Source organism: Pyxidicoccus fallax (assembly GCF_012933655.1).
Lineage (GTDB): Bacteria > Myxococcota > Myxococcia > Myxococcales > Myxococcaceae > Myxococcus > Myxococcus fallax.
Window position 1 is genome coordinate 1 of the sequence record NZ_JABBJJ010000116.1, and the last position, 23,612, is coordinate 23,612.

Consider the following 23,612-nt stretch of genomic DNA (forward strand, 5'->3'; position numbering starts at 1 on the left):
GCCCCTGGAGCTGGTGCCCGCCCCGGTGGGCGGCGAGGACCTGCCGCGCGACTTCCTGAGGCAGCTCCAGGCGCTGTGCATCCACACGCCCCTGTACGGCACGCGGTCGTCCGCCATCGTGGCGCTGAAGCCGGGGGGCGTGGGGCACTACCTCGCCAGCGACGTGGCGCCTTGCCAGGGGGCGTGGAACGACGTCACCGGACTGCTCGCGCCCACGACCACGGCTGTCGGTGGCTGAGCGTCCGGAGGGGCCGCGCGGCGACCTGTCTCCCCGGAAATGAAACCGCCCCCGGAGCGCGAGGCCCCGGAGGCGGAAGTCAGCGGAGACGCCAGGCGCCCCGCATCACCGCTCAGGCTAGTAGGAGCCCCGGAGCGACGTGCCGCTGTAGGACGTGTAGCCGCGCAGCATGATGTAGATGCGCTGGTTCGTCGTCTGCGCCGCGATGCTGCACGACTCGTTGTTGCCGCTGAGGTACGGGCGGCAGTTGTACGCCGTGGTCGTCGGCGCCGCGCCGACGCGCACGTACATGTCCGCGTCACCCGTGCCGCCGCTCATCACGTAGCTGGAGGCCCTGCCCGCCGGCACGTCGAGGCAGTAGAGCGTCTGCGAGCCCGAGGCGCCGGAGAGGCCCGTCAGCGTCGTGCCGTTGGTCAGCACGGTGCACGTGGTGGGCTGCGTCGTCCCGCCCACGCCCACCGCCTCCCAGGCCTTGTTCACCGCGTCCTGGTCCGCCGTCGTGTACCCCAGCGCCGCCGCGGCCTGCGCCGTGTACGTCTTCGCCTGCGCGAACGTGGTCGACGCGGTGAAGAGGTCCGTGTTCGCCTTGTAGAAGATGCGCGCGGCCTTCTCCACGCCCAGCGCCGGCACCGTCACCGTCGTCTTGCTACGCGGGTGCGTGCCGCCCGTGGACAGCAGCTTGAACGCCAGGTTGGCGATACCCGAGTTCCAGTGCACACCGCCGTTGTCCGACGAGCCGACGTACCGCTCGGGGTAGTAGTCCCTCGACGAGCCGTCCTGCGTGGGGTTGGCCATGTACCGGAGCGCGTCACCCGCGGTGGCCGGCGTCCAGATGTCCTCGCCAATCTTCCACACGTCCGCGTCCGTGGACCAGCTGCGCGACCAGCTCTCGCACACCGCCGCGAAGATGTCGGACATGCCCTCGTTGAGCGCGCCGGACTCATTGGAGTACGTGAGGTTGGACTCGTACGAAGTCACCGCGTGCGTCAGCTCGTGCACGGTGACATCCGCGTCCCGGCCCAGCTGGCCCGAGGTCGTTCCGTCGCCGTCGCCGTACACCATCTGGCTGCCGTTCCAGAAGGCGTTCACGTAGTTGGAGCTGTAGTGCACCGTGCTGCGCATCTGCGCGCCCGCGTTGTTGAACGAGTCACGGTTGAAGACCGTCTTGTAGCAGTCGTACGTGAAGCCCAACTGGTCGTAGTTGGCGTCCACGTGGCCGTCGCCCGTGGTGGCGCCGCCCTCGCTGCGGCGCAGGGTACCCGGCAGGCTGGTGCCGTTGTTGGCGGAGTACACGGCGCGGTTCTTGGCCGCATGGATGTCCGCGTAGCGACTGGCGACAGCGCCCGTGGTGGCATCCACGAAGACGTGGTCCCGGATGGGCAGGTCAGCGCCCTCACCGGTGACGACCACCTCGTAGGCCAGCGTCAGCTTCTGCTGCTCACCGGCGCGCACATAGACAAGCTGCGGCTCTCCGTCGATGTCCAGGCCCTTGCCCACCGTGTCGCGCAGCGCCGCCGTCACCGCCGCGTGCGCCGCGATGCTCGGCTTGGAGGCCACGCCCGACTCGCCGTCGCGCGCGGAGCCGTTGGCCATGACGATGTTGCCAGCCGGGTCCAGGTGGACGATGAGCTCCTGCCCGCGCACCGGCAGGTTGTTCTTCTTCTGCTGATAACGGATGTGGGTGAACCCGTCCTCGTCCACGCTGATGCGGCTGACGACCAGGTCCTCGGCGCGCAGGCGGAAGGTGCGGGCGATGCCAGGCAGGGACGCACTGATGGCGCGGTGCGCGTCCGCCGAGCCGAAGCCCGCGAGCGCGTGGTCCGCCGCACCCAGCCGGCCGCGGACGAAGAACGGAGTGCCATCGTCATGGCGCCCCACCACCTCGGCGCCCGGCATGGCCGCGAGGGAGTTTTCAATCTCGGAGAGCTCGTCGTGCTTCTGCGAATCAGGAGACTGCGCGTCACCGCTCATCTCACAAGCGGTCAGGGGCAGGGCCAGCAGGGCGGCAATGATACGGGTTCGCACCACGGGGAGGCTCCTTTGAACCTCGCGACGAAGCGCCGCGAAGGCTCCCCGCGTGGAGCACGCTCCGGGCCAACGCCTCGAACCCAGGGGCTTCCCTCTGTGCGTGCCAGGACGCCACGCGTCACACTGGCACACGGATGTCTCGCTCCGGGCGGCCCGAATGTATCGACTCATTACAGAAAAGCCCGAATTCCCCTTGGGCCCGACACACCTGGAATTATCCGTAACTGTCCGTCAAAGCGACACACCGGGAGTCACAGCGCCCGAATCGCAGACATGCCTCGCGAAACAAAATGTCTGAAAACATCCAGCTCACGAAACCAGACACAGGACATGCACTTCAGGGCATGACCGTCGTGCGTCACGGCTCTCCCACGAGGACGCGGGCCCGCCCATCCATGGGGAGCATCACCTCCTCCACCTTCGTGAAGCCGGAGGCTCGGGCCAGCTCGGCCAGGTGCCGCATCCACGGGTTGTAGGGCATGCCATTGTCCGAGCAGCACGGCACCACGGCGAAGGGCAGCCGGTGCCGCGCCGCGTACTCGATGATGACGCGGGTGGCGCCGTCCGGGTGCATGCCCACCACCAACTCCGCCTCGCACGGCTCCTCGACCGTGAAGATGCGCTGGGCGTAGGTGACGGGCAGGCGCTTGTGCCGCAGGTCGAACGTGGTGACGGCGCGGCCACGCTTCGTCAGCGCCTCGTTGAGGCGCCCCTGCCCTCCCGCCACATCGAAGACGCGAGGGGCCGTGAAGCGCGACACGATGAAATCCGCGAAGAGGTCGAAGCGCCGCTTGTCCGCCATGAGCGCCTCTCTAGCCGAGCCCGGCTCCCCGTGCATCGCGGAAGCGCCACCGGGGCGCCAGGCGGGCCCCCGCCTCCCTCGCGGCAGCCCGGGGAAGCGTCTCACGGCCCCGGGCCCCTCCCTCGCAACCGCCGGGGAAGCGTTTCACGGCCCGGCCCCGCTTCACCGCACGGCGACGCCATGAGGGCCGCGGGGTCCCTTCACGTGCCTACGCCCGGGTGCACACCGTCGCCAGCAGCCGCTCGATGACGAGCCGCCCGTTGGCGGAGGACTTCAGGGCCAGGTCCGCCTCCGCGCACGCCGTCAGCGCGCCCAGCAGCTCCCTGCGCTCGTAGCCGGCGGCGGCCTTCATGCTGAAGGTGAGCGCCCAGGCGTTGGGCATCTTGCGCTTGGTGCCCTTCAGCTCCGACTCCAGCCTCGGCAGCACCCGCGCCTCCACGTCCTTCGCGGTGCGCGGCGGGTTGCCGCCCGCGTAGCGCCACAGCCACTCGTGGCTCTCCAACAGCGTGCGGACGATGGAGGCCACCGCGCCCAACAGCTGCAGCGCGTGCGTCCCCTGCCCCATGGCGTCGTCGGCGTAGGCCAGGGCCGAGCGGAAGTCGCGCTTCTGCAGGGCCTCGGACAGCTCGAAGAACTCCTCCTCGCGGGCGTGGTGGACGAGCATCGCCACGTCCGCCTTTTCAATCGCCGGCCCCTCCGCGTACGTGGCCAGCTTCTCCAGCTCCGACTGGAGCAGGCGGATGTTGCCGCCGATGCGCTCCTTCAGCTCGTCCAGCGCGCCGGGGCCCAGCTTCTTCTTGAAGGGCGCCAGGAACTCCTTCGCGATGTCGGAGAGGTCCAGGTCCTTGTGGCGCGCGGCCACCTTGCGCTCGACGACATGGCCCTTGTCCTGGGCCAGCTTCACCAGCGGGTTCCGGGAGTCCACCTCGGTGGCCGCCATCACCAGCGCGTGCCCGGCCGGCACGCCCTTCTGGATGAGCTCCATCAGCGAGGTGGTGTCGCCCTCGGGCGCGCTGATGCGCTCCTCGCGGCAGAAGGCGGCGGCCTCCTTGAGGAAGGCGAGGTCCGCCTCCGCGAGGTCCACGTTCAGCTCGTCCTTCCACTCCTGCACGGACGGCGCGCCGGAGCGGCCCGGGTCCAGCTGGTCCACGCCCCAGCCCGCGCGCGCCGCCAGCGCGAGCAGCCGCCGCGCGCCCTCCTTGCGCTTGCCCGCCTTCCACGCCTCGCGCGCCTTGCCCAGCGCGTCCCCCCGCCCCTTCTTGGGCGCGAGGAACTCCGGGTCCCTCACGAGCACCACCTTGCGCCCGGGGAACAGCGGCAGCGTGGCCAGCTCCTGCGCCACCTCGCGCGGACTGCCCGCGTCCAGCACCGCCAGGTTGAGGCCCATGGCGGCGTCCGGCACCAGCGTCTTCACCAGCTCGTCGGCGCCCTTGCGGACCAGGAACTCCTCGCCCCACAGGAGGTACAGCGGAGCCACCTTGCCCGCCTTCACCTCCTTCAGCACGTCATCGAGGTCGGCGCTCACCGTGCGGCCTCCGTGAACAGTTCAATGAGCATGCGCTCCAGTTGCAGGCGCGGCGCCCCGTTGCGGGCGATGGCCGCGCGCGCGCCCTCCAGCAGCGCGTGGCGGCGGTGCAGCGTGGCCTCGGAGGTGCGCGACGCCACCTCCACCGCCAGGTCCTTCAAGTCCCGGTTGGCCAGCCCCTCCTCCATCCCCGCCCGGGCCAGCGCCACGTCGCGCGTCCAGAGCACCAGCAGCTCCAGCGCCCCTTCGGCGTCCTCGCGCGAGCCTCCGTGCGCCTCCGCGAAGCGCAACAGGCCCACCGCGTCCTCGCCGCGCAGCGACTCGAAGGCCTGGACCACGTCCTTGCGCTGCGCGAGCGCGTCCACGTCCAGCGCCATCGCGCGGCCCAGGCTCCCGCCCGCCATGACGGCCGCCAGCTCCGCGGTGGCCGCGTCCAGCTCGCGCTCCTCCTGGACGCGCTTCGCGACGAGCGCCACCGGCAGCGGGCCGAAGTGCACCTTGCTGCACCGGCTGCGGATGGTGGGCAGCAGCTTGTCCATGGCGCTGGCCACCAGGATGAGGGTGGTGCCCGAGGGCGGCTCCTCCAGCGTCTTCAGGAAGGCGTTCTGCGCCTGCACGTTCATCGTCTGCGCGGAGACGACGATGGCCACCTTGCGCTTCGACTCCAGGCCGCGCAGCGCCAGCCGCTCCTGCAAATCCCGAATCTGCTCCACGCGCAGCTCGCGGCTGGGCGTGCCCGTGAAGTCCGAGCGCCCCGCCAGCCCCCGCGCCACCCGCTCCTCGTCCGGCATCACCCACGTCACGTCGGGGTGCAGGCCCCTGGCCACCCGCAGGCAGCTGGCGCAGGTGCCGCAGCCCACGTCGGGCCGCTCGGGACAGGTGAGCGCCTGGGCCAGCCCCACCGCGGCCAGCTCCTTGCCCACACCCTCGGGCCCGGCGAAGAGATACGCGTGGTGTACCGCGCCTCCCCGCAGTGCCGCCTGGAGTGCATCAATCGCGCGCGGCTGTCCCAGCACCGATGCCAGCGTCATGAATGGGGTGTATCCCCGCATGCGCGGCACCCGTCAACAAGCCTGCCTTGACCCCCTCGGAGGGCGCGGGCGACATTGAGGGGGCCTTGCTTCCCCTCCTCCAGAGTCACCTCTCCCTGGCAGCGGGCGCGCTGTTGGCCCTGGTGTTGCTGGCCGTCCGCACGGGCACTGGCGACAAGGACCTGCGCCGGGACCTGAACGGGGCCATCCGGCTGCTGTTCGCCTTCCTGGCGCTGCGGCTGGCCGCCTGGGCGCTGCCGGAGACGGCGTCCGGGGCGGTGCGCAAGACGGTGGAAGTCGGATGGATGCTGACGTTCGCCTTCGGCGTCATCCGGGCGAGCGTGGCCTTCGGGCTGAAGCTGATGCGGCTGCGCGCCTCGTCCGTGGCGCCGCCGAAAATCCTCCGCGACGTCATCGACTTCACCCTGTACGCGCTGGCGGCGCTGCCCATCCTCAAGACGCAGCTGTCATTGGACCTGACGGGTCTGGTAGCCACCTCGGCGGTGCTGTCGGTGGTGATGGGCCTCGCGCTCCAGGAGACGCTGGGCAACCTCTTCGCCGGCCTGTCGCTCCAGCTGGACCGGCCCTTCGAGGTGGGCCACTTCATCCGCATCGGCAACCACGCCGGGCGCGTGGTGTACATCGGGTGGCGCTCCATCCGGCTGGCCACTTTCCGGCGCGAAATCATCACCCTGCCCAACAGCATGGTGGCCAAGGAGCTGGTCCAGAACTTCACCCAGGACCAGGAGCCCGTCGGCATCGACGTGGAGATTCGCCTGTCGCTGGAGGCGCCGCCCAACCAGGTGAAGAGCGCGCTCCTGGACGTGATGCGGGAGATTCCACAGATTCTCGTGGAGCCGCCGCCCCTGGCGCGCACGCTGGCGTACGACGAGTCCGGCATCCGCTACATGGTGCGCTTCTTCCTGGCGGACTACGCGCTGGCGGACACGGTGAAGGAGGACCTGCACACGCGGCTGTGGTACCGGGTGCGCCGGGAGAACATCGAGATTCCCTATCCGCAGCGCACGGTGCACGTGCGGCAGCAGGTGGCGCGCACGGAGCTGTCGGAGGACACGGTGCGCGGGCTGTTGCGCGCGGTGGACCTCTTCCAGGGGCTGGCCGCGGAGGACCTGGACCAGCTGCGCCAGGAGATGGTGGTGCACCGCTTCGGCAAGGGCGAGCGCATCATCCAGGAGGGCGACGAGGGCCGCACCTTCTACGTGCTGGCCTCGGGCGAGGTCAGTGTGCGCGCGGGCAGGACACAGGCGGAGGTGACGCGGCTGGGGCGCGGGGGCTACTTCGGCGAGATGTCGCTGCTGACGGGCGAGAAGCGCTCGGCCACGGTGGTGGCGGTGGAGGACTCACTGTTGCTGGAGGTGGACCGGCCCACCTTCGCGCGCCTGTTCGAGCAGTACCCCGGGCTGGCGCGGCAGCTGTCGGCCCTGCTCGCCCAGCGGCGCACACAGCTTCGGGCCCTGGCCCAGGCGAGCGGGAGCGGCTCGGACGCCATCCCCGCCGAGGTGGGCCGGATTCTGGGCCGGCTGCGACAAATCTTTGGGCTCAGCGCAACGCACGACTGAGCGGACACTCCAGACCTCTCCCGACTTCGAGCGGCGCGCCACCGCGTTGCAGGAGCAGGGAGGCAAGCATGTCAGGCAACACCTCCACGGGATGTCACTCGACGAGGGGTGACCGGTGTGCAAGATGCCGCGCGCGGGTGCGGCGGACCGGGCCGTCCCGCTGGAGTCGATGAATCATGGATGTGGATGCAAGTCCGTCTCGCCTGGGGCTGTTCCAGCTCACGTGGCCCATCTTCCTGGAGCTGCTCCTCTTCATGCTGATGGGCACGGCGGACACGCTGATGCTCAGCGGCGTGTCCGACACCGCCGTCTCGGCGGTGGGCGTGGTCAATCAGTTCGTCTTCATCTGCATCCTCATCATGGAGGTCATCAGCAACGGGGCCGCCATCGTCGTCTCGCAGTACCTCGGCGCGCGGAGGCAGCAGGAGGCGTCGCGCATCGCGGCGCTCGCCATCTCCATGAACCTGGCGGTGGGCGTCATCGTCAGCTCGGGGCTGCTGCTGCTCGGAGACCGCATCCTCGGCGGGATGAACCTGCACGGTGAGGTGCTGTCGCTGGCGAAGACGTACCTGCACCTGGTGGGCGGGTTCCTCTTCCTCCAGGCGCTCATCAACGCGTTCTCCAGCCTCATCCGGACGTATGGCTTCACGAAGCAGTCGATGTTCGTCTCGCTGGGGATGAACGTGCTGCACGTGGCCGGCAACTTCGCGCTCATCTTCGGCCACTTCGGGATGCCGGCGCTGGGGGTGACGGGCGCGGCCATCTCCACCGTGGTGAGCCGGGCCGTGGCGCTCGGCGTCTTCGCGTGGCTGCTCTCCCGGGTCATCCCCGTGCCCATGAAGGCCCGGGACTTCGTGACGCTCTCCGCGGAGTACGTCCGCAAGATTCTCAAGGTGGGCGTCCCCTCCGCCGTCGAGCAGCTCACCTACCAGGCCTGCCAGACGGTGTTCCTCTACTACGTCACCTTCCTCGGCCCGGTGGCCCTGGCGTCGCGGCAGTACGCCAATGCCATCTCGCACTACGTCTTCCTGTGCAGCCTCGCCATTGGCCTGGGCTCGGCCATCCTCGTCGGGCGGCTCGTGGGCGCGCGGCGCGCGGACGAGGCGTACCGGCAGACCTTGACCGGGCTGAAGTGGGCCCTGGGCATCACCGTCTTCGTGGACGTGTTCGTCATCCTCTTCCGCGAGCGACTGGTCGGCCTGTTCACGACGAACGGCGACATCGTCCAGGTCACCTGCCAGGTCATCGTCATCGGGTTGGTGCTGGAGACGGGGCGCGCGTTCAACCTCGTGCTCATCAACTCGCTGCGGGCCGCGGGCGACGCCACCTTCACCGTCTACATGGGCTTCTTGTCCATGGCGTGCATGAGCCTGCCGCTGGGCTACTTCCTCGTCTTCAAGCTGGGCATGGGCCTGCCCGGGGTGTGGCTCGCCGTCGCGGCGGACGAGTGGGTGCGCGGCATCACCATGTGGTTCCGCTGGCGCAGCCGGGCGTGGGAGAAGCAGTCGCTCGTGGAGCCCACGCCCGAGCCGGCCGTGGTGGCGGTGGCGGGCTGAGCAATCGGGCCCGGTTACCGAGCGATTTCGAAGTTCTGGCCGTTGTTGTTGTTCCAGTAGCGGACCCCGTAGGCATCCTCCACGTAGATGGCGAACCACACCGGCGCGGCGTCGCTCGCGTTCAACACGGCCGACTTCCAGATTTCGTCCTGGTTCCCGTACGCGTTGGCCTGATTGTACTGCCACGTCAGGTCCACCCAATGGCTCGTCCGCCAGAGGTCGTTCGTGTAGACCATGCCAACCTTGTGGCCGGGAGCCACCGGCCACACGCCAGCTGTCACCGTGAAGGTGTACCAGTAATAGCTGCCGCCGTTGGACAGGGTCTGCGTCTCCGCCACCCAGAGTTCCTCGGCCTCGGAAACAGCGGGCAGCCCCAGGACGCACAACCCCGTCAGCAGGCTCAGCAGGTGCTTCTTCATGGCGCCTCCTCGTATGTGAGGCCGCCATCGTCGGAATCCCGCCTGGACGCGTCAACCGCCCGCGCGAGACTTCAGCCGAAGGCCCGCTTGAAGGCGACATCCCCTTCCTGGAGGCGGTGACATCCGCTTCGAGGGCCAGCTCGGTGGCGGTGAGCGCCGCGCCGTCCATGAGCGCCATCAGCATCCGTGCCCGCGCGGGCTCACCGAGAAGCTTCGCCACCGTCGCGATGTCCGGCATGTCGTCCATACTTCGATGGCAGCCGAAGCATGGCCTCCAGGCCGCTTGTAGCTTGCCTCTCCGAGAGCAAGGAGCGCCTGTTGGACACCGTCCCCCTGGAAGTGGAAGACCCCATCGCCGCGGCGACCCACGCGGCCCCCTACCCTTTCTATGCACACCTCGTCGCCGAGCGCCCACTGGCCTGGGATGCCACGCACCGGCTCTGGGTCGCGGCGAGCGCGGAAGCGGTGCGCGCGGTGCTGTCGCATCCCGCATGCCGTGTCCGCCCTCCGTCCGAGCCCGTTCCCTCCCCCATCGCCACCACCGCCATGGGCGGGCTGTACGCGCGCTGGCTGCGCATGACGGAGGGCGCGGCTTCACGTGAGGGCAAGCGCGCCGTGGCTACCGCCCTGGAAGCCCTCTCGCCCGAAGCGGCCGGCGAACTCGGCTCGCGGGTCTGCCGAGCGCTCGACTCCGGCACGACACTCGAACCCGGGGCCGTGACGGAGTTCGCGTTCGCCGTCCCGCTCCACGTGGTCGGACAGCTCTTGGGCCTTCCGTCGGCGGTACTGCCCTCCGTGGCACGCGCCACGCGGCGGCTGGCCGAGGGCGTCTCGCCGCTGGCGTCCCCGGCCGAGCGCGAGGCAGGCGCTCGGGCCGCAGCGGAGCTGGTCGAGACACTGGCTCGAAGCGAAGGAGGGCTCCTGATGGAACTCCTGAGCGGCGTCGCGACACAGCAGCGGCTGGAGCCAGAGTGGGTGCGGGCGAATGCCATCGGGCTGCTATTCCAGACCTGCGAGGCAACGGCCGGGCTCATTGGAAACACCCTGCTCGCCCTCGCGCGCGCTCCGGACTGGCTCGCGAAGGTCCGCGAGCAACCCGAGCTGCTCCCCGCCACCGTGGAGGAAGTCATACGGTTCGACCCTCCGGTCCAGAACACCCGGCGCTTCCTCGCGGAGGACGCGCGAGTGCTGGAGACGCCGATGCAAGCGGGCCAGGGCATCCTGGTGCTGCTGGCGGCTGCGAATCGCGACCCGAGCATTCATACGGACCCGCATCGCTTCGACCCGAAGCGCCCCGGCCAGCGCTCCTTCACGTTCGGCTCCGGCTCGCATGCCTGTCCTGGAAGCCGGCTCGCGGTGACGGTGGCCGCCCGCACGGTCGGGCATCTGCTGGAGCGCGGCGTCGAGCCCGGCGTGCTGGCGCGGTCCTACGCGTACCGGCCCTCGCACAACGGCCGGATTCCCCTGTTCACGGCGCCATCGGCGGGAGGCAGCGCATGATCGCGGTCATCTTCGAGGTCTGGCCCAGCGAAGGCCGAAGGGACGAGTACCTGGACATCGCGGCACGGCTCCGGCCCCTGCTCTCCGAGATGGATGGGTTCATCTCCATCGAGCGCTTCCAGAGCCTGACGGAGCCCGGCAAGGTGCTCTCGCTCTCCATGTGGCGGGACGAAGCCGCCGTCGCGCGATGGAGGCAGCTCGAAGCGCATCGCTCGGCGCAGACCATCGGCCGCTCCGAGGTCTTCGACGACTACCGGCTCCGAGTCGCCCACGTGGTCCGGGACTACGGGATGAAGGCCCGTGACGAAGCGCCCGAAGACAGCAGGACAGCACATCGCCACCCCGGCGCCGTGCCTGGTGCCCCAGGGACCAGGCCCTGAGCGGTTTGGTCCGCCCAGGGGGGATGGGGTAGAGAGCCTCCCCAGGCATGTCACTTGCGCGCGCGAACATCCCCTCTCCTGTCCCTCTTGCGCCCGAGACTGAAGGCACGAAGCAGGGCCCGGCCAACGCGGGGCCCACGAGCACCGTGGGGGCCGAGGGGGACAACTACCGCTACTGGCGGGAGCACGGCCTGGAGTGGGGCCCGGAGTACACGGCGCGGAAGCTGACGCGGCCCAAGTTCCACATCCAGGAACTCATCCTCGCGCAGGCCGCGTCGCGCATGGCGCCCGGCCGCGTGCTCGAGTTTGGTTGTGGAGTCGGACGCCACCTGCAGTACCTGTCGAGCATTCCCCAGCTGGAGGTCTTCGGCGTCGACCAGAGCCCGACGATGGTCGAGCACATGCGCTCCTGGGCCACGGCCGAATGGCTGGCGGAGCGCGTGAAGCTCATTCCGCCCATCACCCCGCTCCCGTTCGACACCGCCGCCTTCGACCTCGTCTTCACGTGCGAGGTGCTCATCCACGTGCGCCCCGAGCACCTGCGCCAGGTGCTGTCGGAGCTGCTGCGCGTGTCGCGCGGGCACGTGCTCCACATCGAGGCGACGCCCGGGGAGGAGGTCATCGCGAGCTGCCATGACGGCTGCTGGTCGCACGACCTGCAGGGCGTCTACGCGAGCCTGGGCGTGCAGTGCCAGCGGCTCGGGGACGCGCACGGCGACCAGTCCGTGTTCTACGTCAACCTGACGCCGGACGCGCCCGCCATCCACTTCGACCCGGCCTTCTTCGAACGCTGCCGCAACATGGAGCGAGACCTGGAGAAGGGCTTCGCGCTGGCCGCGGACGCCCGCGCCCAGGCTCACGGCGAGCTGGAGCAGGTGACAGCGGCCCTGGCACGCACGCGAGAAGCGCTGTCGCGCAGCCAGGAGGAGCTGGCCCGGACGAAGGAGCAGCTGTCGCACAGCCAGGAGGAGCTGGGCCGCACGCAGCCGCACCTGCGGCACTTCGAGTCGGTGCGGCGCGCGCTGCGGCAGATGTCCCCGGACGCGGCCGACAGGGTGGCGCTCTCCGCGGGCGAGGCACTGGCGGAAATCGCGCGGACGACCGTGTTCCCAGAGCTCATCCATTGGGTGACCACGCTCTCCGAGCAGCAGCGCGAGCTGCGGTTCCTCAAGAAGGCGGGCACGTTCCAGCTCACGCGCAAGCTCAAGGACGCCGCCACCCGGCTGCCGCTCAACTCGATGGCGCGGCGGCTGTCCGGGCGCGGGCCGAGCATCGAAGTCGAATCGCTGACCACGCGCAACCCGCGCAGCCAGGGCCACGAGGTCTGGCTGCTGTCGTGCTGGTTCACCGACTTCGGCGGGTACTTCCCGCTCGAGCACGCGCTGTTCGAGCCCGGGACGTTCGAGCCGCGGCCGAACGACAATGCCCCGCATGGCCATTCGCTCGTGACGTCCCGGCCGGCCCGCGTCCAGCTCTTCCAGTCCCCCCAGGGCGCGCGGCTCATGTTCCTGCGCCACGGCTGGAGCGGCCACGTGGCCCTCACCGTGGACGGCAACACCCAGGTCATCGACCTCTACTCGGAGCAGCCCGACTCCATCGAGGTCGACCTGTCCAGCTATCCCTTCTCCATTCGCGTCGCGTGCGTCAACCGCTTCGCCGCCCCCCTTTCCCAGCGTTGAGTCGAGCCATGAGATATCAAGCAGGTCAGCCGCTCTCCGTCGGATTCATCTGCCGCGACAAGGCCCGGGAGTTGCGGAAGGTCATCCCCCAGCTCGCCGCGGGCACGGTGCGGCCCGACCGCGTCGTGCTGTGTGACGACCGCTCCGACGACGGCTCGCCCGAGGTGTTCGAGAAGGCCTGCCGCGATCACGGACTGGAGTACCGGGTGGTCTCCCTGCCAGCGGACGGGCCCCGCTTCCGCATCAACTCGCTGCGCAACGCCGCCATCCAGGCGAGCCTGGACGGCCTGGTCATCGTGCTCGACGCGGACCTCATGCCCGCGCGCACCTGCCTGGAGGCGCACCGGCGCATGCACCTGGAGCACCCCGGCGACAAGCTGGTGACGACCGGTCCCCGCCTGGAGTTCGCCTTCCCGAGCGGCGAGGGGCCCATCAACTTCCTCTGGGGCTTCGAGTCGGTGGGCCAGGTGTCGGCCCCCAGCGGACTGAAGCTGCCCAACTGGCAGGTCACCCCGGGCTCGATGATGGGGATGACACGGCGGGGCGTGGAGGCGGTGGGCTGGTTCGACTCGGGCTACGACGGCCACTACGGCTACGACGACGTGGACTTCATGATCCGCGCGGACATCCAGGGCTTCGAGTTCAAGGGGGACTGGGAGGCCCACGTCATCCACATCCCCCACCCGCGCTCGCGGTTCCACGCGGACTCCACCCACAATGCCGACCGCTTCTTCAAGAAGTGGGGCATGCACGTGGCCTATCCGGAGATGATTCGGAACATGGGCCGCAAGCCCTGGAACGAGGCCTACAAGGACCTGCTGGCCGGGCGGAATCCGAACACCTTCATCTCCGAGCTCCCGCTGGATGCCGTCAGCGGCAAGCTGATGCTGCGCGTGCTCGCCCGCAAGGCGGGCCGCAAGCTCAAGTCCTATCTCGGCACCTGATTCGAACCGAGCCGCCTCCCATGTCCCAGCCTCGCCGCGTCTGCCTCGTCCTCGAGGAACTGTACCCCTTCACCGCGGGCGGGATTGCGCGGCTCGCGTACAACTTCATCCAGGACTCGGACCGGCGGGGAGCGAACGTCGAGTTCCACATCGCCTGGGCCGGCTCGCGCCCGCTGACCACGGAAGAGGCACAGGGGGTGCTCGGCCCCCGCGCGTTCGTGCACACCGTGGACGTGCACGGCGGCGACGCGCCGACCTTCCGGGCGCGGAAGCTCTACCCGCCGCGCTGGGCGTACCCCAACTCCGACTTCCAGGCGCAGTCGCTCCGGCTCATGCTCGAGCTGGAGCGGCTGTCCGCGGAGGTGGGCGCCTTCGACGTCATCGAGTTCCCGGACTTCCGCGGGTGGGCGTGGTGCAGCCTCCAGGAGAAGCGGCTGCGCGGCCTCTTCCGGGACACGGTGCTCGCGGTGCGCATGCACGGCACGGCGGGCGTCATCGAGCATGTCGAGGGCGCCTCGCTGGACTCGTACGACCACGGCCGCCTGGAGATTGAGCGCAAGGCGCTGCTGGACGCGGACCTCGTGGTGGGCCACATCGACCGGGTCGTCACGCTCTACCAGCAGTTCTACGGCTTCGATGAGGACTGGCGCCGACGGGCCCTGACGCAGCTGCCGCCCGCGGTCCTCGTCGACGAGCCCGCGGCCCCGGTGCTGCCCCACTGGGATGCGCCCGTCGTCTTCGCGACGAAGCTCCAGCGCTGCAAGCGGCCGGACCTCTTCGTGAGCGGCATGGTGCACTTCATGGACACCACGCCGGAGTACCGCGGCAAGGCCGTGGTGGCCTGCCACAGCTTCAGTCCCGAGTACGAAGCGCGGCTCCGGGCCCTCGTCCCCTCGCAACTGGTGGACCGGTTCGAGTGGCGCTCCCCGAAGGAGGGGCGGGAGCAACTGTGCGCCCCGGGGAATGTCTGGGTCATCGCGTCCGACTTCGAGGCGTTCAACCTCACGGCGTACGAGGCGAACGCCGCCGGCGCCACCGTGGTGCTCAACGGCATGGCGGCGGCCTTTGGCGAGGACTCTCCCTTCGTGGATGGCGTCAACTGCTTCAAGTTCGGCGGGACGCCCGAGTCGCTCGCCCGCGTGCTCACGCGGGTCTTCGTGGAGCCGCTGCGCGAGCCGGTGCGCCTCGACATCGCCATTCCCTACTGGGAGGAGGCCCGCGCGAGCACGCCGCGCCCCGTCGCCGTCCGCGAGGGCTCCCGGCCGCGAATCACGGTCGCGGTGGCTCCCCAGGCCAACGGCGAGGCCCTGCTCCAGACGCTCAAGTCGGTCATCGCGGAGGCTCCGGTGCCGCTCGAGCTGGTCATCGCGGACAGCGGGTATGTGCCGGCGGATGGGCGCGAACTCTGGGCTGGCGCGCTGGCGCACGCGCTCCGGCCGCACCCGGTGCGCACGATTCCCTTCGCGGGCGGCTCCCTGGCGGCCTTCCACAACGAGGTGGTCGCCACCTCGATCGGCGATGACGTGGCCTTCGTCGGTCGTGGCGCCACGCTCTCGCGGGGCTTCTTGCAGCGCGCGGTGGAGGCGCTGGAGCAGAGCCCGGACTACGGCTGGGTCGTGCCCACGGTGGGGTTCTCCGCGAACCCGGCCCAGGCGTGGACGGACGGCTGCGAAGATTACGAGACCTTCATGGGGGACGTGCCCTCGCTCGGGCTCACCCGCAACCGGCTGTCGGGCCACACCTTCGTCGCGCGCAGGAGCGTGCTGGGCACGCGGCCCTTCCGGGACGTGCCCGGACTGGATGCGGTGTGGGACCTGGCGCTGCGCCGGGCGCACGAGGGCGTGCGCTTCCTCGTCACGTCGGCGGTGGAAGTCATCCTGCCGCCAGACGCCGAGCGGCTGACACGCCTGCCCACCGGCGATGCCCGCGCCATGCTGGCGGCCCTGTGGAACGGAGTGGCGCCGCGGCACCACCCGGGCACCCGGCTGCACATGGTGGGCGTGCTCCTGTCCGCGCCTTCGCCCGCCCCGGAGGCGGCTGCCGCTCCCTCCTTCAACGTGGCGGACAAGGCGAACGCGCTGCTCAAGCGCTTCCCGCGCACCCACCAGCTCGCGAAGAGTCTGGTGCAGACGGTGTACACGCCGGAGGACGGCCGCCCGCTGCGCCACGAGCTCGTGCGCCACGGACGGGACGTGCTGCTCGCGCTCAAGCGGCTGTCGGGCGCGCCCCGCCCGTAGTCAGCCGCCCGGCTCGGGGCCTTCGGCCCCCTGCTCCATGCCCGCTGCCCCGGGCGCCACCCTCGCCACCCTGATACATCAGCCATGAGCGCTGCTCGTGCGGCAAGTGCCCGTCCCGCTTCGTGATTGGATTTGAGCCAATCCACGACAACCCAGGAACTCCTCACAATCCATGTCACAACCCGCCACGTGTGGCTTTGCAGCGCAATAACAGGCAGTCGCACTGGGGGTGAGGACATGTATTGACCCGGCAACACCATGTGTGAGACATAGGCGGCGCCTCGGTGACGGAGGTTCACCGTCACCGGCTGAGGGGGAGGCATGTCCATGCAGGTCAGGGTCGTGAAGGCCGCGCTGCGCGCGAGCATTTGTCTCGTCGCGGTGCTGGCGCTGTTCCGCTCTGTCGTGGCCCACGCGGGCCCGGGGGTGGACTGGCTGGAAGCCCAGCAGGACGTGGACGGCAGCTATGGCGGGAGCGTGGACTCGCTCGCCACGCGGCCCCAGGCCACGGCCGAGGTGCTTCGCGCGCAGCTCGCGCTCGACCGGACGCTGACGCTGGGCTTCGAGCCCGCGCTCGCCTGGCTCAACGCGCATGCCGAGGTGAACACCGAGTTCCTCGCGCGCAAGGTCACCGTCAACGCCGGGGCGGGTCGCATGGCGACGCTCTGGGCCAGCCAGCTCCTCACGCACCAGAACGACGACGGCGGCTTCGGCCACCGGCCGGGGTTCGACTCGAGCGTGACGGACACCGTGTTCGCCGTGGAGGCGCTGGCGGCGGCCAACTATGGCTCCATGCCACAGGTGGGCCGCGCGGTCGCATTCCTCCTGGCACGCCAGCAGGGCAACGGCGGCTGGGCGAACGGGGCCAATGACGCCTCGGTGTCGCTGACCGCCGCGAGCCTGCGCGCCCTCTGGGCCTACCGCTCCACCTGGCAGGGCGTGGCGGCGGCGCTCACCCGCGCCCAGGGCTTCCTGCTCTCGCGCCGGGAGGCGGACGCACTCTGGGGCGAGGACTTCGTGAGCGCCCAGGTGCTCCTGGCGTTGGTGCCCGCGGCCACGGACCTGTCCGGACTGGAGGCCAGCGCCACGGCGCTCCAGGCCCGCCAGCTCCCGGATGACAGCTGGGCCCGGGACCCGTACACCACCGCCCTGGTCCTCCAGGCGCTGCGCGCCCACGAGGCCCGGCGCGGTGGTGGGACGCCCGCGCTCACCGGCTCCGTCACCGGCTACGTCGTGCGCGCGAACAGCACCGAGCCCATCGCCGGCGCCACCGTCAGCGTGGGCGAGTCCCCCGAGCTCGCGGTGCTCACCAACGCGGAAGGCTACTTCGTCATCCCGGGCCTGCCCGCGGGTGGCTACACGCTCACCGCCAGCCGCGCCGGCTTCACGTCGGCCAGTGTCGCGGTGGGCATCCAGGCGAACCAGGTCACCCTCGCGGGCCAGCTCGTCCTCGGAGTGGCGGCGCAGACGGGCCTGGTGCGTGGCCGGGTGCTGGACTCCACCACGGCGCAGGCGCTGGCCTCCGTCCAGGTGAGCCTGGATGGCCCCACCCAGCGCTCGGTGCTCACCAGCGGCCTGGGCACCTTCGACTTCGGCCCGCTGGCCCCGGGCACCTACGGCATCCGGTTCCAGAAGACGGGCTACCGCACCCTCTCCGGCACCGTCACGGTGACGGCGGGACAGACGGTGGACGCGCAGCTCGGCATGACGCCCGACACGACGCCTGTCGACGACGCCGCCGGTCTCGTGTCGGGCCGCGTGGTGGATGGCAAGACGGGCCAGCCGCTCGCCGGCGCCGTCGTCGCGCTGGGCTCCGCGCTGAGCGCCACCACCGACGCGGACGGTGCCTTCAACATCCCCGCCGTGCCGCGTGGCAGCTACCAGGGCACGGTGAGCGCCACCGGCTACCAGGGCCTGAGCTTCAGCCTGATGTTCGGCCCTGGCTGCATCGGCGACATGGGCACGCTGACGATCTTCCCCCAGGCCTCCACGCCCTCGCCCACGCACCTCACGCTGCGCGGCACGGTGTCGGACGGCGTGAATGGCGCGCCCGTGGGCGCCGCCACGGTGCGGCTGGTGGAGACCGGGGCCACCGTCACCACCACGACCGACGGGCGCTTCGTGCTCGAGGGCATCACCCTGAAGGACTTCGGCCTCGCCGTGAGCGCCGCGGGCTACGCGCCGGCCACGTACACGATGAAGGTGAGCGCGTTCGGCGAGGCGGTGGTGGACCTCCGCATCTCCCCGCCCGGCAGCAGCGCGACCACGAGCAACCTCTCCGGCCTGGTGACGGACGCCACCACCGGCGCGCCCCTGGCCGGCGCCCAGGTCTCCATCGCCGGCACGGCGCTGTCCGTGACGACGGGCGCGGACGGCCGCTACACCCTGGCCGGCATCGAGTCGCTGGAGTTCACGGTGAACGTCTCCGCGGTGGGCTACGGCGCGCAGGCGCTCGGGGTGAAGCTCGCCGCGCACGGCAGCTACACCGTCAATCCCACGCTGGTGCCGGTGGCGGGTGACAGCTTCCAGGTCGTCTCGCTGGCCGCCGCGCAGGCGGAGGCGGGCGCGGACGGCACGGTGACGTTCACCGCCCGCATCGCCAGCCTGCTGGACGCGCCCAAGGCCGCGCTGGTCATCGGCGAAATCCAGGATGTGGCCGGCACGGGCGTGGCCACGGTCAGCCCCTACGCCGAGGGCACCACCACCCCGACGAGCGGGTTCGACTTCGATGCGCGCGAGGTGAAGACGCTCACTGTGCCCTGGAACACGGCGCAGTTTGCGCCGGGCGTGTACCGCCTCGTGTTGCGCGTGGTCGAGCCCGGCACCATCTCCCGCGGCCTGCCCACCGGCGAGGTGCTGGCGGAGCACAGCGCCACCGCGCGCGTGCTGCCCACGCAGGCCATCAGCGGCGCGATGAGCATCAACCCGCCGCTCACCCAGGCGGGCCTGCCCACCCCGGTGTCCTTCTCGGTGCTGCTGCGCAACGCCGGCAACGTGCCCCTGGCCGAGGGCGCCTACGCGCTCACCGTCGTCCATCCGGACTCGGGGGAGACGCTGTTCACCGCCCAGGCCAACGCCACGCGCCTGGAGGTGGGCGAGCTGGCGTCGGTGTTCCTGGGCACCTTCACCCCGATGCAGGCCGGCAACCTCCAGGTGCGTGTGAGGCCGGTGACGGCGGGGGTGGCCGGCGAGGTGACGGGCCGGCTCTACGTGGGCGACAAGGCGAGCGGAACCTTCACGGTCAGCCGCACCGTGGTGCCCGAGGGCACACAGACGGTGCGCGGGCGCATCGCCATGCAGGGCGTGGACACCTCGCAGGGCGGCAGCACGGACCCGCTGTTCGCCTTCGTGAAGGAGGCCGTCCGCCGGGGCGGCGCCTACACCGCGCCGGAGTCGCTGGCCTGGCACCGCACCAACCGGTGCCTGGGCTGCCACATCCAGACGCAGAGCCTGCTGGGCCTGTCCAGCTCGTTCGACAAGGCGCCCGTGGACCGCGCGGCCACGACGTGGCTCTACAACACCGTCTCCAGCAGCCAGTGGGCGGACGGCTCGCTGCGCATCTCCCACCCGGAGTTCCAGCGCACGCAGACGATGCTGGGGCTCTGGTCGCTGTCGGCGTGGCCGGACATCCCCGGCACCTTCCGCACCAAGTACAAGGCGGCGATGTACCTGCAGGCGCGCAAGACGCGCACGGGTGACCAGACGTACTGGACGCCGGACTACTCCGCCTCCTGGTGGGGCTCGAACCCGGGGCACACCGCGCTCGCCATCAAGGGCTTCGCCAACGTCCTCAAGGACGCGAGCCGGCCGGAGGTGCAGGCGGGCGTGCCGAACTACTCGCTGGTGGCCTCGGGCTCGCTGGGCACCGTGGCGGGCGCGGAGGACCTGGTGCCCGGGCCGAATGGCACCCTCTACGTGCTGAAGACCAGCGGCGTCATCGACAGGCTGGACAGGACGACGGGCCAGGTGACCACCGTGGTGTCGGGCCTGCCGTCCTCGGCGCTGGGCCTGGCCGTCGCGGCGGACGGCACCTTCTACGTCATGCGCTCGGTCAACCCCACCGTCATCAAGGTGCGGCCGGACGGGACGCGGGAGAACCTGAGCGTCGGCGGCTATCTCACCGACGGCGTCCTGGGCGCGGACGGCTGGCTGTACGCGGCGGACTACAACGGCCGGCGCGTGGTGCGCGTGGGGCCCGCGGGTCAGGTGGAGACGTACGTGACGGGCGGCCTCCTCAACCGGCCCTTCGGCCTGGAGTTCGACGCGGACGGCAACCTGCTGGTGGCCAACCAGGACGGCTACAACATCCTCAAGGTGGCGGCGGCGGACCGCGCCGTCTCCGTGTTCTCGGACGGCCTGGCCTATGCGCCGAAGCGGATGGCGCGCGCGCAGGACGGCAGCCTGTATGTGGTGGCGCAGCAGCCGTACTCCGAGGGCGTGCTGCGCGTGCGGCCGGATGGCAGCGCCGAGCGCGTCATCGAGGCCTCGTCGCTGCGCGGCGTGGCGGTGGTGGGTGACGGCGTCTTCGTCGCCAGCGCCGCGAACAACACGCTGCAGGAGGTGCGGCGCACGGTGCTGGACCCCACGGCGGGGCTGGCGGAACTGAAGGCGGAAGTCCCTCGCGCGGTGCGCTTCCTGCTCGCGAGCCACCGGGACAACAGCAGCGACAACTTCCTCCACGCCATGCGGGTGCTGGGCCTGGCCGAGGCCCGGTCCGTGGTGGAGGACAGCGCGCTGCGCGCCCAGATGGAGGCGGCCATCACCTTCGAGGCGGACCTGCTGCGCGCGCGCCAGCGCGCCGACGGTGGCTGGGGCCGCAGCGTGGGCAACGTCAGCGACCCGCTGGTCTCCGCGCTGGTGGGTATCGCGCTCGAGTACACGGACCCGTCGCCCACGGACCCGCAGATTCGCCGCATCATCCAATACCTGCTGGCCACGCAGCGCGTGGACGGCTCGTGGGACAACTTCAACAACGGCCTGGGCACGCGCCTGGCGTCCACCAGCTTCGTGATGGTCTTCATGCCCAAGGCGCTGGAGCGGCTGGGCGGCATCGACGTGGACCTGAAGGTGGACCTGCCGGGCACGGTGGCGCTCTCCAACCCGACGCACGCGCCCACCTCGGTGCAGCCGGGGCCGGGCGGCGTGACGGCGTACACCTGGCGGCTGTTGGGCGTGACGGGCGCCGGACGCGAGGTGGAGTTCGACCTGACGCTGGCAGACCTGGCGCTCCATGAGCAGCGCGCGGTGGCGACCCGCACGGTGCTGGAGTTCGACAACTCGTTCATCGAGGAGAAGGTGCAGGTCCCGCTGGAGGTGCCGGTGGTGCGCGCGGCCAGCGCGATGACGCTGGCGGTGGCGACGGATGCGGCCAGCTACCCGGCGACCGCTCCGGTCGCCATCCAGTCCACGGTGACGAACGCCGGCCCCACGCCCGCGTCGGGGCAGGTGCTGCTGGCCATCCGTCCCGCCGGAAGCACCGAGCCGCTGGTGGAGCTGCCGCCGCTGCAGGTGGACACGCTGTCTCCGGGCGCCTCGCGCGTGCTGCCGGCCGGGTGGAATACCGGCTCCACGCTGGCGGGGGACTACGAGGTCCACGCCCGGCTGGTGGACGTGCTCGGGCGGGTGCACGCGCAGGCCGTGGCGCCGCTGCGCATCAGCGCGCCCTCCGCCGTCGCCACCTCGGCCGTCATCACGGACAGGCCGGTGTATGGGGCCTGGGACCTGGTGAGCATCACCGGCCGCGTGCGCAATGCCGCGTCCAACGCGCTGCTGGCCTCGTCCCGGGCGGAGCTGACGGTGCGCACGCCGGGCGGCGCCACGCTGCTCACCACCACGCGTGACGTGCGCCAGCTGATGCCGGGGGCGATGCTCGACCTGCACTTCCCGCTCGCGCTGTCCGACGCGGCCGGCGGCACATACCCTGTCACCCTGGTGCTGCGCGACGCGCTGTCGCGGGCGGTGCTGAGCACCAGCACCACCTCCTTCCAGGTGGAGCGCCGCGTGCTGGCGGGCGTGTCCGGCTCGGTGAGCGTGGCCCTGCCCCAGGTGTACGTGGGCGATACCAACACCTGCACGGACACGGCGCGCAGCGCCTCCAGCGAGGCGGTGCCCGGCGTCACGCTGGTGCGCCAGCTGGTGGACGTGGGCGCCGGCACCGTGGTGAGCCAGACGCGGGAGACGGTGGACCTCGCCGCCGGGGTGCCCGACGTCCGGGCGCGCGCCGTCTCCACGCAGGGGCTGGCGCCGGGCGACTACGCCTGCGTGCTCCTGGTGGAGCTGCCCGGTGAAGCACGCACCCTGGGCTTCGCGAACTTCCGCGTGGAGACGCCGCCCATCCGCTTCACCGCGAAGCTCGGCCGGGGCGGCCGGGGCCGGCTGCTCGTGCTGCTGGACGCGCCCGTCGACGGCAGTGGCCATGACAACGACCCGTATGGCCCCACCGGCGCGCCGGGCCTCAACGCCCAGAAGGCGTTCCTGGAGGAGCTGCTCACCCGCGCGGGCTGGTCCTACGACATCGTCGAGTGGCACAAGTTCTTCATGGTGAACCTGCGCACCGGAGGCTACGGCACCTACGCGCTGTTCACCGAGTTCTACACGCTGGACCCGCTCTTCCAGAAGGAGCTGCGCGAGGCGACGTTCCGCGGCGAGGGCCTGGTGGTGGCGGGTGATTACGACTCGCGCAACCGCTCCGTGCACGACGCCCTGGGCGTGCGGTACGTGAGCAAGGTCAATGGCGCCTCGCGCGTGGTGATGGATGCGCCCGACTTCCCGCTGCTGACGGGCGAGATGGCGGTGCTCACGGGCGAGAAGCCGCTGCTCATCGAGCGGCGCGCCGCGCAGAGCCTGGGCACCTTCCGGCTGGCGAGCGGCTACCCGGAGCCTCCCGCGCCGCTGGATGCCGTCACGCTGAACGCGTACGGCCTGGGTGAGGCCGGCTTCGCGGGCATGGACCTGCTGGCCATCGCCACGCGCGACGGACAGACGAGCCTCGCCGCGGACGTGCTGCGCGCGCTGCTCGAGCGCGTGCACCCGATGCCGCCGCACACCGGCTCGCGCGCCGTGGTGCCGCTGCAGTTGGACGTGGAGAACCAGGGCATGGCGGCCCCCATCACCGCCACGGTGACGCTGCCCGCCGGGGTGGAGGTGGTGGACCCGGGGACGGCGCAGGTCTCGGCTGGGGTGCTGAGCTGGAGCTTCCCGCTCGCGGCCGGCGAGGTGAAGCAGGTGCGGTTCTGGGTGCGGCTGCCGCACGAGTCGGGGCCCGTCGTCTTCACGTCGGTGACGCGGGGTGGGCCCGAGGGCTCGCCGGTGTCGGTGGCCTCCACCGCGCAGGTGGATGTCACGGCCACGCCGTCGCTCACCGGCATCCAGGCCCAGCTCAACGCGCTGGCACAGGCGGGGCATCCGAATGCCACCGCGCTGCGCTCCGCCGCCACCTACGTGGGCCGGGCCGCCACGGAGGAGGCGGAGTGGCCGGACCTGGCCTTCCAGGAGGCCCTCAAGGCGGCGGATGCCCTGCTGGGCATCACGGACCCGGCCGTCGTCGAGCAGCGCGCGGCGCTCGGAGTGTGGCTGCGGCAGGTGACGCAGCGGCTGCCGTCGCCGTTCTGATTCGGTGGCACAAGAGGGGGAACGACATGGATTCGAACTCATGGATGAGTGTCCCCGGGGGGGACATGAAGGGGCGGCGAGC

At 70.8% G+C, this 23,612-nt stretch carries 13 protein-coding genes and 1 pseudogene; 9 read left to right on the top strand and 5 right to left on the bottom strand.

What is annotated here, in order from left to right; genetic code table 11:
* Positions 1-238, top strand: a pseudogene (locus HG543_RS24280) (NRDE family protein); the annotation flags it as partial.
* 117 nt (positions 239-355) lie between these two features.
* On the opposite strand, the gene HG543_RS24285 reads toward HG543_RS24280, so the two are convergent.
* From HG543_RS24285 to holB, 4 genes are all read right to left on the bottom strand, one after another.
* On the bottom strand, positions 356-2,263 hold the full coding sequence (locus tag HG543_RS24285) for a M4 family metallopeptidase (protein ID WP_343073419.1): 1,908 nt from the start codon (positions 2,261-2,263) through the stop codon (positions 356-358).
* A 361-nt stretch (positions 2,264-2,624) separates the two neighbouring features.
* A complete protein-coding gene (locus HG543_RS24290) occupies positions 2,625-3,068 on the bottom strand; it encodes a hypothetical protein (protein ID WP_169347228.1) in 444 nt (147 codons plus the stop codon).
* Positions 3,069-3,276: 208 nt separating this feature from the next.
* Complete coding sequence (gene holA / locus HG543_RS24295; protein ID WP_169347229.1) at positions 3,277-4,593, bottom strand: DNA polymerase III subunit delta; 1,317 nt, start codon at positions 4,591-4,593, stop codon at positions 3,277-3,279.
* The gene (gene holB, locus HG543_RS24300; protein ID WP_169347230.1) at positions 4,590-5,624 is read right to left on the bottom strand and encodes a DNA polymerase III subunit delta'; all 1,035 of its coding nucleotides are present in this window, start codon (positions 5,622-5,624) and stop codon (positions 4,590-4,592) included. Before holB ends, holA begins: the two co-directional genes overlap by 4 nt.
* An 86-nt stretch (positions 5,625-5,710) precedes the next feature.
* Here holB and HG543_RS56420 point away from each other — a divergent pair, with 86 nt between their 5' ends.
* On the top strand, positions 5,711-7,204 hold the full coding sequence (locus HG543_RS56420) for a cyclic nucleotide-binding domain-containing protein (RefSeq protein ID WP_281404449.1): 1,494 nt from the start codon (positions 5,711-5,713) through the stop codon (positions 7,202-7,204).
* A gap of 176 nt (positions 7,205-7,380) precedes the next feature.
* The gene (locus tag HG543_RS24310; RefSeq protein WP_169347232.1) at positions 7,381-8,760 is read left to right on the top strand and encodes an MATE family efflux transporter; all 1,380 of its coding nucleotides are present in this window, start codon (positions 7,381-7,383) and stop codon (positions 8,758-8,760) included.
* Between the two features lie 14 nt (positions 8,761-8,774).
* On the opposite strand, the gene HG543_RS24315 is transcribed toward HG543_RS24310, so the two are convergent.
* Positions 8,775-9,179 (bottom strand): hypothetical protein, encoded by a 405-nt coding sequence (locus HG543_RS24315; protein ID WP_169347233.1) that lies wholly within the window; start codon positions 9,177-9,179, stop codon positions 8,775-8,777.
* Between the two features lie 318 nt (positions 9,180-9,497).
* Between HG543_RS24315 and HG543_RS24320 the strand changes: the two genes are divergently transcribed.
* The 6 genes from HG543_RS24320 to HG543_RS24345 all read left to right on the top strand — a co-directional run bounded on the left by HG543_RS24320 (position 9,498) and on the right by HG543_RS24345 (position 23,530).
* The gene (locus HG543_RS24320) at positions 9,498-10,679 is read left to right on the top strand and encodes a cytochrome P450 (protein WP_169347234.1); all 1,182 of its coding nucleotides are present in this window, start codon (positions 9,498-9,500) and stop codon (positions 10,677-10,679) included.
* Positions 10,676-11,059, top strand: a complete 384-nt coding sequence (locus HG543_RS24325; protein WP_169347235.1) for an antibiotic biosynthesis monooxygenase family protein — start codon at positions 10,676-10,678, stop codon at positions 11,057-11,059. The genes HG543_RS24320 and HG543_RS24325 overlap by 4 nt, the downstream gene beginning before the upstream one ends.
* Before the next feature lie 47 nt (positions 11,060-11,106).
* The gene (locus HG543_RS24330; protein ID WP_169347236.1) at positions 11,107-12,738 is read left to right on the top strand and encodes a class I SAM-dependent methyltransferase; all 1,632 of its coding nucleotides are present in this window, start codon (positions 11,107-11,109) and stop codon (positions 12,736-12,738) included.
* 8 nt (positions 12,739-12,746) lie between these two features.
* The gene (locus tag HG543_RS24335; RefSeq protein ID WP_169347237.1) at positions 12,747-13,682 is read left to right on the top strand and encodes a glycosyltransferase family 2 protein; all 936 of its coding nucleotides are present in this window, start codon (positions 12,747-12,749) and stop codon (positions 13,680-13,682) included.
* Between the two features lie 20 nt (positions 13,683-13,702).
* Complete coding sequence (locus HG543_RS24340; protein WP_169347238.1) at positions 13,703-15,919, top strand: hypothetical protein; 2,217 nt, start codon at positions 13,703-13,705, stop codon at positions 15,917-15,919.
* A gap of 327 nt (positions 15,920-16,246) precedes the next feature.
* Positions 16,247-23,530, top strand: a complete 7,284-nt coding sequence (locus HG543_RS24345) for a carboxypeptidase regulatory-like domain-containing protein (protein ID WP_169347239.1) — start codon at positions 16,247-16,249, stop codon at positions 23,528-23,530.
* Positions 23,531-23,612: the final 82 nt, after the last annotated feature.

Coding starts and splice junctions, on each gene's coding strand:
- HG543_RS24290 (WP_169347228.1), bottom strand. CDS start 3,068: ATGGCGGACAAGCGGCGCTTCGACCTCTTCGCGGATTTCATCGTGTCG.
- holB (WP_169347230.1), bottom strand. CDS start 5,624: ATGACGCTGGCATCGGTGCTGGGACAGCCGCGCGCGATTGATGCACTC.
- HG543_RS24310 (WP_169347232.1), top strand. CDS start 7,381: ATGGATGTGGATGCAAGTCCGTCTCGCCTGGGGCTGTTCCAGCTCACG.
- HG543_RS24315 (WP_169347233.1), bottom strand. CDS start 9,179: ATGAAGAAGCACCTGCTGAGCCTGCTGACGGGGTTGTGCGTCCTGGGG.
- HG543_RS24325 (WP_169347235.1), top strand. CDS start 10,676: ATGATCGCGGTCATCTTCGAGGTCTGGCCCAGCGAAGGCCGAAGGGAC.
- HG543_RS24330 (WP_169347236.1), top strand. CDS start 11,107: ATGTCACTTGCGCGCGCGAACATCCCCTCTCCTGTCCCTCTTGCGCCC.
- HG543_RS24335 (WP_169347237.1), top strand. CDS start 12,747: ATGAGATATCAAGCAGGTCAGCCGCTCTCCGTCGGATTCATCTGCCGC.
- HG543_RS24340 (WP_169347238.1), top strand. CDS start 13,703: ATGTCCCAGCCTCGCCGCGTCTGCCTCGTCCTCGAGGAACTGTACCCC.
- HG543_RS24345 (WP_169347239.1), top strand. CDS start 16,247: ATGCAGGTCAGGGTCGTGAAGGCCGCGCTGCGCGCGAGCATTTGTCTC.